We start from the raw sequence: 14,056 nt of genomic DNA, 5'->3' as shown, positions 1-14,056 counted from the left end.
ACTATAGAGAGAACCAGTAATGACTGATAAATCAAACCAAGCACCAAAAGCACCATTAAACGCATTTGCAATCACAGCAGCAGACTTCGACATGGACTTGTTCACGGACATTGTGAAAGACGTTCGTAACACCCGTCGTCAGGTTGTAGAGTTCGGTAGCGACTTCGACGAAACGCGCGATTCACTACGCAAAGCTGAAGAAGGCCTGAAGGCAGCTATGGCTGACCTGAACCTTGAGGAAATCACGAAGCTAACAGCCGAGTGTAAACGTCTTAAGGCCAAGTTAGCTACTACGCCGACCATCAAGATTCAAGCGTTTGATGAAGCAATGGACAGACTGCACGCGTTCTACGAAGCGCAGTGTCGTACACCGGTAACAGAAACAGAAACAGAAGATAAGAAGGTAGCATAATATGTCAGCAGCACTACAATTAAACATCGAACCAGAAGCAGTCGAGCAAGCACCAACACATGACCGTAAAGAGATCGTCACGGAGCTTATGAACGTTCGACGTGAAATCGCCCTAATTGAATCAGCAGAGCTGAAGTCGCTAAAAGAGCGTAAAACAGAACTTGAGAATCTCCTTAAGGCTACCCTTGAAGTGGGCGAGAAAGTCTCTTACGCAGGCATTGGCATGGTTTCAATGAGCGAAGAAACGCAACCATCAGTTCAAGACTGGGATGCACTGTATGAATACATCAAAGAGAACGATGCGTTCTACTTTCTTCAGCGCAAGGTGAACGGTGCGCCGTACCGAGAGCTTTTGAGCACTGGTGAATCACTGGCTGGTGTTGCCCCAGTAAAAGTCCGAAAACTATCGGTTAGAAAATCTTAGCATTACTGTTGACTTAAATTAACAGTAACACTAATATAGCGACCTCAACTGGTTCTCTCCTTGTGTCAGTTGTGGTTGCTTACTTATTGGCCCCGCTTCCTCGTCAGTCGTGGGGCTTTATTGATCTTAGCGGATCGAGAATGACGAAAACTAACTAATTAACGAATAAACAGGATATAAACATGTCTAAGAATACAGAAGTAGCAGTACAAGAAGAACAATTTGCTGGCGTAGCGACAATCGAAGAACGTAACGAATACGTTGGTCGCGGTTCTGAAGCCGTAACGACTAACGATTTAGCGATTCCTCGCTTGAAACTACTTCAAATGATTAACGACGAAGTACAACCTGGTCATCCGAAGCAAGTTGAAGGCGCACAAGCGGGCATGATCATGAACAGCGTGACAGAAGAACTCTACACGTCGATGTTCGTAATCAACCTTAGCTTTACAAAGAAATTCGTTGTATGGCGCACACGCAAGACTGGCGGTGGCATGGTAGGCACTTACGACTCAAAAGAAGAAGCTCTAGAAGCTTTAGCTGAGCAAGGCCTTGCTGAAAAAGACCACGAAATCAAGGAAAACCCAACTCACCTAGTGTTACTACTAGACGACGAAGGTAGCCCGAAAGGCGTGGCGATGTTAGATATGCCGGGGGTTAAAGTCAAAAAGTCTAAGGTTTGGAACACCCGAATCAACGACGAAGAAAAACAAGGCAACCCTCGCTTTGGCTGTGTGTGGCAGCTTGGCGTAGTATCTGAGTCGAACAACTCAGGCAACTATTTCAACTACGACGTTACATTGGTCGCTCACGCACCTGACGACCTTTATGACCAAGCAGTTGCAATCTACGACGGTCTGTTCGCAGCTCCTGCGGCTGAAGCAGCTTAACTCAGGCTTAAATGAGTCTTTCGCCGACCCCCACTTGGGTCGGCTTTTTTTATGTGTGCAATGTGCCTTCCGCGAGAACATTTTTTGACTGTACCCGAAAAGTATGAGTTTCAAAGTTTTATCTAATTTTGGAGCATTTGTTCCAAGCGGGCAACAAACTTAGGCCGAAATTGCACATAAACTATTTAAAGTTGAAAATTAAATCGCACGCGTGAGATGTAAATGGTTGTAAACTTTTCGAACAATGTTCGATCAACGCTAACCGCCCCTTAAGGCACTGTTAAGTGTTCGTTAAATAGCAATAATTTAGTAATTTTACCCTTTTCATTCACAAATCATTCAGATAGAGTTCGCCACCCAATGACGGTGAACGATCGTTCAGTAAGGAAAAAACTCATGGTTTATAAAGACTTCATGCTTGACCTCGAAACAATGGGACTAGAGCCAAAAGCTGCGATACTGTCTATCGGTATCGTACCGATGAACCTCGCCGCGCGCAAAATAGGCGAAGGGTTCTATACCCGTGTAAACCTAGAGAGTTGTCAGAAACTTGGGATGAATATTGACGCCAATACCGTTCTGTGGTGGCTTCAGGAGTCACAGGAGGCGCGTGACGAGTTTAAAGCAAACTACGCACACACGCATATCACAACCGCATTGGCAGCCGTGTCGAGGTTCATTAGCAAACAGGCTGGTGACACGATGATGGATCAAATCCGCGTCTGGGGTAATGGTTCTATGATGGACAATGCCCTTCTACGCGCGGCGTACGACATGGCTGACAAGCCCATCCCTTGGTTATACTCAGGCGACATGTGTTTCCGCACCCTAAGAGCCTTAGCACCGAACGTTGAGCGCGTTAAACCAGAAATCGCGCATCATGCGTTAAGCGACGCAGAAGCACAGGCTAAAACGTTATTTGCCATCTTGGACGAGACTGGCCTAACCCTGTAATGATTGAATCTCAATACACATCGAACGTTGGTAAGAGATTACCAACGGCGCTGTTTCGTAGCTGGAAGATAAACGACAACTTTGCTGGGGGTGTCCCTGACGCCTTCTACCGTTCAAAGAGCGGTGTTAAGCCTTTATGGGCGGAGTACAAGTTCATCAAGCAGTTACCTAAGCGTGGAACAACAAAGATTAAGCCGAACCTGTCTGAACAGCAGTTGTTCTGGCTCAAAGAAGCCCTAGCAGCCAACGAACTAGCAGTAGTTATCGTCGGTTGTGAGTCAATCAAATATAAACGACAAGTTTGCGGCGTAGTGCTGACCGACCCTACAGAATGGGAAGAAGGTATTACCGCTGACGACTTTGCCCTACGTGCTGAAACCATGAACTACGACGCTATGGCTGAGTACATTTCAAAGGTTACAACACAAGGTGTAATAACAAACCCCGAGTAGATACACGGGCGGGGCACGGATTGCACTGCTTATAATAGTGCATAAATTAACATGGGTTAACACAAATGCTTTGACTTTTAACAGTAACCCTGATAATTTAATTATAAGCAACTACAATAAACATAGGCACGAGTATGGAATACGGTGAAGACGTACTCAAACGAGTACAAGCAGCTTGGCAGTCTCTTAAGCAGACTAGCAAACTGAGCCAAACATCTGCTGCACAAGCAATGGACATGAATCAGTCTGCATTTAGTCAGTACATTCGCGGTGCAATCCCGTTGAACACAGACTTTCTTAGAAAGTTCGCTGCGTTATCGGATATGGAGTTAGATGATTTTGGCATTTCTAATGCTATCTCTGACACCGTTCCTTCAAAACCAATTAAAGTAATGGCGACCCTATCTGGACGCAAGCCGACTGAGAAGTCAATTCTTGTGAACACGATACTCGAAGCAAGTGGTTGCTACTTCGTAGAAGTAGACTACAACGACCACCCTTTCGAACGAGGAACTATGCTACTGGTGAACCCTAAAGGGAAGATAGCCAACGGCGATAGCGTCATCTACTTTAAAGGTGAAGGCGAGCGCAATGTGTTTGGCAAATTGGAATTAACCGAGGAAGGCTGGGAGCTGACAGAAAGGCTCTGGCAAGGCGGAAAGCGCTACTTGGTTGACAGTGTAGACCACGTCTACCGAGTATCTAGCGTTTACTTACCTAGTCAGGGGGGAAAACAATTTAGATAGTGGCGGAAGCCGCAGGATACAAATGTCGAACGCAGTACAAAACGACCAAGACAACACAGAAAAAGCAACACATTACAACAGCCGAACGATCGAAGCTATCGAGTTCATCCGTGAACTGGACTTCGCGCTCGGCTCAGTGTTCAAATACGTTTGGCGCGATGGCCTTAAAGATGCCACGACCGTTGAGCGAAAGAAACGAAACTACTATATACGCGACGCGTTGATTCACCGCCCTGTTACAATCGGTGTTCATCACGCAGACACGCTTATTCGTAAGCTGTCACTTATTTGTGACCAATTCGAGAACGATGATTTCGAGTTACTGGTCGCTGTTCTATCCGCTGCCACTGGTGATTACACTCTACTAGCGGAGCAAGCCAAAAAGCATAAGCTGTTTTCGACCGCCGAAACCAAGTTTGTACTGAAGGCATAGTATGACCTTCAGAGTTGAGTGGGTGACGCTTAACGCTATGGCTGAGGCGACGGGCTACTCCGTTGCCGCACTGAGAGCGAAGATAAAGCGCGGACAATTATTTGAAGAGAAGCATTGGCGTAGAGCACAGGACGGTCGTCTTCTGATGCACGTCGAGAATTTTAATGCTTGGCTTAAACAGTAACACTAATAAAGTAAGTAGTAGTATCATGATAAACGTAACAATCATAGCAGACTCAATCGCAGACGGCGTACGTATAACGACCGTTGAAATGGAATACCCGCGCTTCATCCACGCGGAGCTTATGACGCATCGTGTGTTCTCACGAAACGCAGCAAGCAGCCGAGCGATACCAGCAAAGAAAGTGAGACAGCAAGTATGGGACAACCCTGCACGGCCTTTACATTGGGGCGAGAACAGACGTGGTATGCAAGCGACCCGACAACTACTGGGAATGAAACGACGATTAGCGCGCGGTTTCTGGAACGCTGCATCAAAAGCGGCATGTACGTTACATTGGGGGATGGAAAAAGTCGGGCTACACAAGCAAGTCTGCAATCGTATCTTAGAACCGTTCCAAACAATGAAGGTTTTGGTTACATCGACGGAATGGGCAAATTTCTTGTGGTTACGGGATCACACTGATGCTCAACCTGAGATTCATCGCCTTGCAGCTGAATTAGACGTGGCTATGAATAACAGTAGACCTGTTACTTTGGGTTATCAGGAATGGCATCTACCGTACATCACTGCCGCGATGCGCGAAGAGCTGGAATTGCAAGACCAACTAGCGTTGTCGGTTTCATGTTGTGCGCAGGTGAGCTACCGAGCGCTTGACCTTTCAATGTCTAAAGCGTACCGAATCTTTGAATCACTGACGTCGGGTAGCCGTGTTCATGCGTCGCCGTTCGAGCACCAAGCGTCGCCGATTCCTAAGTTCCAACGGATTACTAACGCTAAAGCGAAGCGCATTGGTGTTACACACACAGACAACGACGGTGTTCGCTGGTCGGGTAATTTTAAAGGCTGGATACAACACCGCCAACTTATTAAGGGGCACGTAGTAAATGACTGAGATAGAAGCAATGATGCGAGAGCTAGGCTGTAAAGACGCTTACATTAGCTCGGAACACATACTAAGTAAGATACAAAAAGTAGAGTTTGAAACAGTTGAACTGTGCGGCACTAAATTCATGTACTGCGGGATTTTGATGGACAACGGCTTTACCATTGTAGGTACGCCATCAGCCTGTATGAGTCCTGAGAATTGGCGAGAAGAGATAGGCAAGAAAGTATCTTTCGACAATAGCTTCGAAGAGATATACAAGCTCGAGGCCTACAGAACAATGGGCAGTGGCTATGTTAAATAGATTTAAAATCAACATGTTCACTGTTGACTTCTTGTAGCAGCAACACTACTATGCGCGCCAAGAAGTGATGTTCTTGCCATTGTCCGATCACCTTTTGGCTTAATTACTACTCGTACTCTATACAAATCATAGTTGATACAAAAAGCCCCGCTATCCAGTGGGGCTTTTTTATATGGGCCGAATAAGCCTCAGCACTCCAAATCGCTCTACTCTTCCCACGACCTGCCACTGTCGGAAGACAATAATGTTTGAAACTTTTTTGCCTTCCCAGTCCGCCTTTCGTGTCAATAGAAGGTATGTATGACAATAAAGATCAAAACTTAGATCCAATCAACGTACCTATCCAAAGAAAAATTGTGACAACAAAGATTGAAACTCACTTTTGGACAGAAATGAGTTAGAGCCGACCAACGGCTCTGTGCCATTTGCGGACGTTGTTAACGCCTAGGTCACATGCTGCGCAAACTAAGGCACGAAGAGTTTGCTAAACTGCCGAAGGCAGAGCAAACCGAGTGACGTGTTAGCAGTCATGTGCACCGACTTGTTAGATTTCATTTAAAGAGTTAATGCCCTGTTCATGTAGTTTATTTAAACCATCTTTCATTGCTTTAACTTGCTCTATTGAATGACCCTGCCAGCTTGATACTTCACCTACAACTTTAAATGAATGGATTGAACGATATGACATAGTTGGATTCCCTGGGAACTTTCTATCCGTTAGGTCAGGATCATTTTCAATTGGACCTGTTGGCTCAACCAAATAAATTCTTTCGCGACCATTACCTAGGGCAAGCTCTGCTCCCCAAATGGCAGCATCTAGTGTAGCTGTCAAAAATATATACTTAGCCTTATTATTTTGTCCAAAATTTGAATTAAACCCTGTTTCTATAAGATCTCCCAATTTAAGATCTGCTTTGGTTCCATGAAAAAACGTTTGAGAAAAAGGTTTTGCATTTTTTTGGGCATTCTCAGTCATATCTTTTTTCCTAGTTATGGTTTTTATACTAAATATTGCGAAATTATAGCTAACATGAAATCTAACGTTTTAGTATTTATTTACACATGAGTGTAAATAAATCATTTGTTGAACGGACGGCGACTTGTGAATCACTGTATTGGAATCATTTATGCTAATGGAATTTGCTTTTTTAAGCCTGAGGATGATTGATGACGTTATCCGATTTATCTTCATCATTGCATTCCATTGTCACTGTCGTTCAGTCGATTAATGGTCTTAATTTACATTACTTTTCTGGTTAATTGCAAGTGTATTTTTTACACACGCAAGCGCCAGTCTATCAGGCGGCATTCAGTCTAATATTTGCGTAAATGGTTTGACGTCATCATTGTTTAACTTGAATCCAATCCTCTTATCTGTTGCGTTAAGGGGAGCACGATAGCGACGAATATCAATTGCCCTTGATGGCAGTGCGAGCAAACCCAATGCAGTTTGGTTTCCACGTTATCCATGGCGATTTTATCGGTTAAATCACGGCACTGTGCTCGAATGAGGGGGATGCGCTTGTTACGACAAGCATTGGCTAAAAAGCCATAATGGCGAATACGCATAAAGCCTTTAGGCAGGACATGTTGTAAATAGCGCCGAATGAACTCATCCATACTTAAGGTCATGAATTTGGTTTTATTGTTGTCACGATAATCCTTGTAACGAAAGCGCACACGACTGGCGTTATAGTTCACTAATCGTGATTCAGATAAGGCACCTTTGCGGGTATAACGTGCAAGATAGTGCAAGAGTTGATGTGGGTAGACACAGGCTTTGCTGTACACGCACCAAGTGGCGGGTAATGACGGTAGCGCTATGGATTGTGCCTTGAGTGCCGCTATCATTTTACCTCGAAACACAGTGGATAAAGCCTTAACAGGATAGAGATAACCTTTAGTGATAGGTTGCCACTGCGATTGTCGATTGAGGCTACCTGCGGGGATTAAACAATGCACATGAATATGTTGGCTGAGGTTTTACCCCCAAGTATGCAACACACAAGTCATGCCGAGTTGACCCTGATGACGATGGGCAGCGAATGTCATGAGTGTTTGCCAAAGGCTCTTAAATAAACAGTGATAAAGCACGTTAGGTGCATAGTGTGCGATTAGGTTAAGTTCATGCGGTAAGGTAAACACTAAGTGAAAGTAAGGGCAAGGTAGCAGTGACATCGCTTGTTTGGCAATCCAAGCTTGCGTGGCTTGTCCTTGGCAGCGAGGACAATGCCGGTCTCTGCAACTACAACTAAATTGCTCCTCATGACCACACTGGTCACAACGCCACTGTTGATAACCGAGTTGTCCTGTTCTACACGCCAAGATATGTGCACACACTTGATATTGTTGACGGGTTAATCGGTGCTGTTGTTGGTAATGCGGTAATCCTTGGCTGAGAATATCCGCCAGATGAAGCGGTGGCATGCGTTACTGCAAGTTGGCTAGTAAATCAACGCCCCCATGCCCAAGCTCTGGCAACCAATGCAGATAGCACTCGGTCGTTTTAATGCTGCGATGCCCAAGCTGGTGCTGTAATTGATGCAACGGCATCCCTGCCTCTAATTGATGCGTGGCATAGGCATGGCGTAACTGATGCGCGTTCACTTTATCCTTAAGCCCAAGCTGTGCGGCGATTTTTTTCAGTGCCTTCGTATAGGTGGAGCTACTGAGAGGTTGGGAGGCTAACCAGCGAGAATAGAACAGCCACTCTTTGGGGTGATAGGCTTGCCAGTACACGTGGAGTTGATGCAATACCGTCTCAGGAATCACCACATAACGAGACTGGTTGCCCTTGCCGTGTTCAATAAAGGCCGTTTTACGTTGCCCATCAATCTGTGCCACTTTGAGGTGGGTTAATTCATTTAAGCGTAATCCACAGCCATAACTGAGCATTATCATGGTTTTTAAACGTAAATCTTGGCAATGGTGAATCAGTAAGTGGATATCTTGTCGGCTTAAATATTGGGGTGGCTTATGCCGTTGCTTGGGTAAAGTGATGGCTAATTGCAACGGCCGGTGGAGTATGTGTTTGAATAAGAAGAGGACACTATTAATTTGCACCAATTGGCTCGCTCGGGTTAATCGGCGCACCTCAGGCTCATTAAAATAGTGATTCAATTCCGCATCCGTGACTTGCGCTAAGGATTTACTGAAATAGTTCTCAATGCGCTGTAAGCAACCACAGTAGGTCTCGCGAGTTCGTTGTGAATAGCCCATGAGTTCAATTTCAGTGGCGACTTGTTCAATGAGAGAGTTCATTGTTACCTCCAGATTAATGGGTTAAATCTCAAGGTAAGTGTGGTCGTTGATTGGGATGTTTGCGACTCCGCGCAGCGGCTTAGTTCAACAATTTAATAGTGTGCAAATCGCGCATATTTCTACCACGTAATAGCTCACTTTTCTGGTTCATACGTTTTTATCAAATTAGCTAACCTTTTGCTAGCTATGAAAATATTTGAAAGTTAATGACGTGGTCTAAGGACAAAAATGCGCAAATTGCTCATTTACCTGAATATGGGGGAAGTTTGTTGATTTTGGATATAAAAACGGTATCAGCTGAACATTTTTCACCGTCCGCTGATCGCTCATTTGCGACGCTCGACTAGACTTGTTTTGGGGCAAAAGCTTGTTAGAACAAAAGGCAGACTGCGACAAATAGCATCGAAAAGTTTCGAACTTTATTGTCCTCCGACAGCCACACGCAAACTTTAATACACGTTTTTTGGGTCTAGGTGGGGGCTAGAACGTCTGTGCGGGCGCACACTTTTGGGACTACGTTGTCAGAGGGTCGATAGATTTTTTTGGGTCCATTGTGGGGTCATTTTGGGTCTATTTTTAGGGGTGGGTCTATGCTGGGTCTGTCCCGATTTTAGTTCATGTAAAACTATGTCAACGCTACAGCCCAGCAAATTCGGGGGGTGTTAATTTCTGATAACCTATGCTAATCATGTACTATCCAAGAGTGTATTTGATTGCACAGAACATACTGTGCGCTTAATAACACTCAACTGACTCGGACTTCCATTTTTTCTGAGCAGTTGCTTAATTGCCGGAGAGTAAAATGGCTATTTCAACACTTACACAAGACTTAACAATCAAAGTACCTGCAGCGTCGGTTGCTGCAAACGAACCAGTAGCACAACCATCAAACCAATTTATTGAACAGCTCGTTGCACAACATGGCGCGCCATTAATGGTGCTTGATTGTGAATCTGTTCGTCATCAATACCGTGCATTAAGCCGTGCTTTACCTGGCGTTGCTTTACACTTTGCATTAAAACCACTTCCTCATCCAGCGGTTGTTCGTACGCTTTTAGAAGAAGGTGCCAGCTTTGATTTAGCAACCAGCGGCGAAGTTGACTTAGTCGCCAGCCAAGGCGTACCAAGTGATCGTACTATTCACACGCACCCAATCAAACGTGATCGTGATATTCGTGATGCACTTGAATACGGTTGTAATGTGTTTGTGGTTGATAACATCAATGAATTAGAAAAGTTCATTGCATACAAAGACCGGGTTGAGTTACTTGTTCGCTTAAGTTTTCGTAATGCGGAAGCATTCGCTGATTTATCGAAAAAATTTGGTTGTAGCCCAGCAATGGCCGTTGAAATCATTAGCTATGCGCAACAATTAGGTATTCGTATCAAAGGGTTGTCGTTCCATGTTGGCTCGCAAACAGCAAGCCCAGCTAAATATGTCACTGCCATTGCTGCATGTAATCAAGTGATTAACGACGTAGCCACATTAGGATTACCTGCGCTTAGTACGCTTGATATTGGCGGTGGTTTCCCTGTGCCTTACAACAAAGATGTGCTGCCAATTGATGAGTTTTGTGCGCCTATTAATGATGCCTTAGCACAGTTACCAGAGACAGTTCGCGTAATTGCTGAACCAGGTCGCTTTATTGTAGCCAGTGCTGTAACCAGTGTTGCATCAGTAATGGGTCAAGCAGTTCGTGATGGCAAGCCTTGGTACTATTTAGATGATGGTATTTACGGCTCATTCAGTGGTTTATTGTTCGATGAAGCCTCGTACCCTATCGACTCGTTCAAACAATCAAACGAGCGCGTAGAGTCAGTATTAGCAGGCCCAACTTGCGATAGCATCGACGTAGTAAGTGAGTCAATCATGCTACCAAAATTAAACAATGGTGATTTAATCATCAGCCGTATGATGGGTGCTTACACATTAGCAACCGCAACAGATTTTAACTTCTTCAAACGTGCAGAAGTTATCGTACTGAATGATGTAGTGCAGGTTGACGCACTCACCGGTTAATCGTTTCCTCGACTAAAAGCATGTAAGGCAACATGCTTTAACTCTTAAAATGCAGCTGCTCATTCCAGCTGCATTTTTTTATTTCTTTGTTTAAAGAAAGAGTGGTTTGTAATCGTTTTCTAATTGTTCAAACGACAAGTTACCAATAAAACGACCAAAGCTTAGCCAGGTTGCTAGGCCTCGTAAGTCTTTAAAGTGTGGTGGAATAAATTTAGGGTCTTCAATCACACCTAAATCATGTAATTGCGATATCAGTCTAAAATCATCAATTGAGATTTTACCGACCAATAACAAGTGCAATTGATCAATTCGACCTAACTGAATGGCAACTCGTATAAGGTTATACACCAACACGAAACCTTTGATATAAGCGATATCTTTGGTAAAAGGTAAGCCTGTTGCTGTACTGCCTCTAAACACCCGTTGAGTAAGTGTATAACTGTCGTCTTTACTCAAACCTTGCGCTACATAATCACGATAAATATCAACAAACTCCGCGCCATCAATAACCTTAGTAATACCTTGAATACGGTTCACTAATTTTGCTAAACGTCGTGGCGTCGACTTTAAGGTAATAATTTCGGTCAATACCGCAAGGCCCTCTTGGGTCACTGTAGAGCTCGGTGTGCCTTTACTTAAACAGGTTAAATAGGGCTGAGCAAGACCATTTTGCGTCGTCCCGACATGGATCCAGCCTTCATGTACCTCAAGAATATCTAACTCTCTTTGAGAGAATTTAACATCTTGATTAAGTTTAATATTATTTGCACCTGCCGCAGCATCACTCACAATACCGTCACTCAGAATAACCTCAACATCGATGCCCGGCATCGTTTGAGCCACTTGTGATGCTAGAATTTTCACCGCATCTTGTGCATCTATGTTTTTTGGATCATCCGGTAAAATATCCGCATCAAGCATACTCTTTAGCGGCTGCTCAAGCATGGTGGCAAGTTCAGAAAGTGAAGGCTCTCCTGCATGGAATAAATCCTTGGGATGACCGAACAACTCAACTGACAAATCATGAAATTCAGGGGTACCACGATATTCAATCATACTAAGTACGGTTTTATATTCAGTGCACATCTTGCTCATGTATTGGGCAATCGGGTTTAGCTGCCCTAACTGGCTGATGATATCGCGATTTAAATCAGAAAACGCGCGACGCAACTCGCTTGGTACAAAACCAAGATCACGCTGTTGGTAATAGGCTTGATCAACCGTTGGGTTCTTTTGGCATTTATGCTTAAAAAACTCTTCTTTGATTTGTTTATCCCAGTTGATCGCATCAAGAATACGAATGGGTGTTTGCAATGCGATTAATCGGTCAGATAACTCGCGTGTTTTTGCTAATAATGCCTTATCTATCATGCTCTAGGCTCACTGTTAAATGAGCCTTGAGCATAGGCTAAATTTGCATAATTACAAAGCAAAATCACGCTGTTTTTATTAAAATTTAGCCTGTGTTGAGACTAATTTTCCATCGTTGTAGAGAAGTAAACTGGGTACTGAATTAATGCCATTTTCGATAAATAAATCATTTCCATAATCGATAGAAACAGGCATAGTTGCAGCGAATTTATCAACATATTCTTGCACTGCACTTTGATCAGTCCACAGCTGACTCACTTTAACCTCGACATCAACTCCTTGCTCTGCCAGTTTATTAGCATGTTGCTGCGCTAATACACATTGCTTAGCCATTGCAGGGCGCGTGTCGGCTAAGTACCAGTCGCACCACGTAGCGGTGAACAGCACGGCTTTTTTACCTTTGTTCGGAATTACCAAAGGAGTCGCTTGGCCTTGCTTTTCGCCTAGTAAACGCGCTTTATCAACTTTGCCATTGTGTGATAACAAACGTAATGTGTTATCAAGCGGTTTATCTGCTTCGTGGCCTTGAAAAATCACCTTTTTATCACTATCAATCAACACATGAAACGGGGTGCCCATAAATTCATAATGTTTAGCAACCTGGGCTGTGTGATCAGTAAATAGTGGCATAGTGAGTGAAAAACGCTCTTTAACCTTAGCAACAGCGTCTGCGTCATCATTAAGGTCAATATTAATAGCCACAAATTGAATTTTATCGCCATATTGCTCATATGCATGCTGAAAATGTGGCATTTGCTCCATACATGGCTTGCACCAAGTCGCCCAAAACTTTAAGTAAACGGGTTTTTCGCCCAAGTAACTGTCAAGTTTGACTATTTTCCCTGCTTCATTTTCTAAAACCAAAGGGGCTGTATTTGCCGATGTGCTTTGGCTTACAAGCAACAAGCCTGTTAGTAGTATCAGGGGTATAAACTTATATTTCATTGTGCGTCCCTCAAATAAAATCTATCTTAAGTTTAAGGTAAGAGAAAATATTGTAAATTTTCGACATCTGCTATCTAAATATGATTTTAGTGATTTATCGCAAAGTAAGGTTTTAAAAATACGCAGCACGTTTAATACCTGCATAAAATAGCACTAAACTTTTTATAGATCTGAAACGTATTACTTCAAAAAGGAGTCATCATGAAAAATGAGCTAGACGGTAAATTAATTCTATCTGTGTATGAAAAAATCATTCAACACGGTGAAGATCATGAAGATGGAAAGCTTTATGAGGGTATTTGCGCTTTTTCGGATATCGATGGTTATACGGTATATCTAAAAGGCAGTGGCGTGTTACTGCGCTTTGGCTTTCATAATACTTACCACCTTGACTATCAACATGAAAAGAACAAAGAAGACTTTTTAAAGAAAGTGCTTTATATCGCAGAACAGGAACTGTAAAGAAGTAATGAAACGACGGGTAAAAGCTGAATCAAAGCAACAGCAGGCATTTATCAACCAAGTTATTAATGAACTAAAAACTAACCCAAGTAAGTTAGATATTATTCGAGAAAACCTTAGCTACTATCGCGAACAACAGTTCCTCAAGCGTGGCTTTTTGCTTGCTATTGAGCGCTTTGATTGGGTATTTGAAGCAAGTAACGATGTAGATCAAATCTGTGCGCAAATTTTAGCCGATGATTACATTGGCAAACGTTTGCGCCGCTACCCCTTGCTATATAAGGGCGTATTGGAACGTACCTATTAGATATCCCA

16 protein-coding genes and 1 pseudogene are annotated in these 14,056 nt (G+C 43.6%); 12 read left to right on the top strand and 5 right to left on the bottom strand.

Translation table 11 applies throughout. The annotated features are described in order from the left end of the window. Positions 1-19: 19 nt before the first annotated feature. The 9 genes from J8Z28_RS20405 (at position 20) to J8Z28_RS20365 (ending at position 5,682) form a co-directional block, all read left to right on the top strand. On the top strand, positions 20-412 hold the full coding sequence (locus J8Z28_RS20405) for a hypothetical protein (RefSeq protein ID WP_250660476.1): 393 nt from the start codon (positions 20-22) through the stop codon (positions 410-412). A gap of 1 nt (position 413) precedes the next feature. Then, on the top strand, positions 414-836 hold the full coding sequence (locus J8Z28_RS20400; protein ID WP_250660475.1) for a hypothetical protein: 423 nt from the start codon (positions 414-416) through the stop codon (positions 834-836). A 182-nt stretch (positions 837-1,018) separates the two neighbouring features. Further along, a complete protein-coding gene (locus tag J8Z28_RS20395) occupies positions 1,019-1,726 on the top strand; it encodes a hypothetical protein (protein WP_250660474.1) in 708 nt (235 codons plus the stop codon). Positions 1,727-2,122: 396 nt separating this feature from the next. Further along, entirely contained in the window at positions 2,123-2,680 is a 558-nt protein-coding gene (locus J8Z28_RS20390; protein ID WP_250660473.1) for a 3'-5' exonuclease, read from the top strand. Further along, positions 2,680-3,132, top strand: a complete 453-nt coding sequence (locus J8Z28_RS20385) for a hypothetical protein (protein WP_250660472.1) — start codon at positions 2,680-2,682, stop codon at positions 3,130-3,132. Before J8Z28_RS20390 ends, J8Z28_RS20385 begins: the two co-directional genes overlap by 1 nt. A gap of 134 nt (positions 3,133-3,266) precedes the next feature. Further along, complete coding sequence (locus J8Z28_RS20380) at positions 3,267-3,878, top strand: helix-turn-helix domain-containing protein (protein ID WP_250660471.1); 612 nt, start codon at positions 3,267-3,269, stop codon at positions 3,876-3,878. 22 nt (positions 3,879-3,900) lie between these two features. Then, a complete protein-coding gene (locus J8Z28_RS20375; RefSeq protein WP_250660470.1) occupies positions 3,901-4,311 on the top strand; it encodes a DUF3310 domain-containing protein in 411 nt (136 codons plus the stop codon). Between the two features lie 209 nt (positions 4,312-4,520). Beyond that, complete coding sequence (locus J8Z28_RS20370; protein WP_250660469.1) at positions 4,521-5,387, top strand: FAD-dependent thymidylate synthase; 867 nt, start codon at positions 4,521-4,523, stop codon at positions 5,385-5,387. Continuing rightward, positions 5,380-5,682 (top strand): Gp49 family protein, encoded by a 303-nt coding sequence (locus tag J8Z28_RS20365; RefSeq protein ID WP_250660468.1) that lies wholly within the window; start codon positions 5,380-5,382, stop codon positions 5,680-5,682. Before J8Z28_RS20370 ends, J8Z28_RS20365 begins: the two co-directional genes overlap by 8 nt. Before the next feature lie 544 nt (positions 5,683-6,226). On the opposite strand, the gene arr is transcribed toward J8Z28_RS20365, so the two are convergent. The 3 genes and pseudogenes from arr to J8Z28_RS20350 form a co-directional block, all read right to left on the bottom strand. After that, on the bottom strand, positions 6,227-6,658 hold the full coding sequence (gene arr, locus J8Z28_RS20360; protein ID WP_077202317.1) for an NAD(+)--rifampin ADP-ribosyltransferase: 432 nt from the start codon (positions 6,656-6,658) through the stop codon (positions 6,227-6,229). Between the two features lie 374 nt (positions 6,659-7,032). Beyond that, positions 7,033-8,109 (bottom strand): annotated as a pseudogene (locus J8Z28_RS20355) (IS91 family transposase). Positions 8,110-8,112: 3 nt separating this feature from the next. Next, the gene (locus J8Z28_RS20350) at positions 8,113-8,943 is read right to left on the bottom strand and encodes a tyrosine-type recombinase/integrase (protein ID WP_077202319.1); all 831 of its coding nucleotides are present in this window, start codon (positions 8,941-8,943) and stop codon (positions 8,113-8,115) included. 802 nt (positions 8,944-9,745) lie between these two features. On the opposite strand from J8Z28_RS20350, the gene J8Z28_RS20345 reads away from it, so the two are divergent. Then, positions 9,746-10,963, top strand: a complete 1,218-nt coding sequence (locus J8Z28_RS20345) for a type III PLP-dependent enzyme (RefSeq protein ID WP_130167633.1) — start codon at positions 9,746-9,748, stop codon at positions 10,961-10,963. A gap of 90 nt (positions 10,964-11,053) precedes the next feature. On the opposite strand, the gene J8Z28_RS20340 is transcribed toward J8Z28_RS20345, so the two are convergent. Continuing rightward, positions 11,054-12,334 (bottom strand): flavohemoglobin expression-modulating QEGLA motif protein, encoded by a 1,281-nt coding sequence (locus J8Z28_RS20340; RefSeq protein WP_058584118.1) that lies wholly within the window; start codon positions 12,332-12,334, stop codon positions 11,054-11,056. A gap of 78 nt (positions 12,335-12,412) precedes the next feature. After that, complete coding sequence (locus J8Z28_RS20335; RefSeq protein ID WP_284693444.1) at positions 12,413-13,279, bottom strand: TlpA family protein disulfide reductase; 867 nt, start codon at positions 13,277-13,279, stop codon at positions 12,413-12,415. Positions 13,280-13,480: 201 nt separating this feature from the next. Between J8Z28_RS20335 and J8Z28_RS20330 the strand changes: the two genes are divergently transcribed. Together J8Z28_RS20330 and J8Z28_RS20325 are read left to right on the top strand one after the other, a co-directional pair. Further along, positions 13,481-13,741, top strand: a complete 261-nt coding sequence (locus J8Z28_RS20330) for a DUF3081 domain-containing protein (protein ID WP_054554528.1) — start codon at positions 13,481-13,483, stop codon at positions 13,739-13,741. A gap of 7 nt (positions 13,742-13,748) precedes the next feature. Next, positions 13,749-14,048 (top strand): hypothetical protein, encoded by a 300-nt coding sequence (locus J8Z28_RS20325; RefSeq protein WP_250660467.1) that lies wholly within the window; start codon positions 13,749-13,751, stop codon positions 14,046-14,048. The last annotated feature ends 8 nt before the right edge of the window (positions 14,049-14,056 follow it).

It is taken from the genome of Pseudoalteromonas sp. SCSIO 43088 (assembly GCF_023650795.1).
Classification (GTDB): domain Bacteria; phylum Pseudomonadota; class Gammaproteobacteria; order Enterobacterales; family Alteromonadaceae; genus Pseudoalteromonas; species Pseudoalteromonas shioyasakiensis.
The sequence above is the reverse complement of the archived record's forward strand: the minus strand, read 5'-3'. Positions and strand labels throughout refer to the sequence as shown.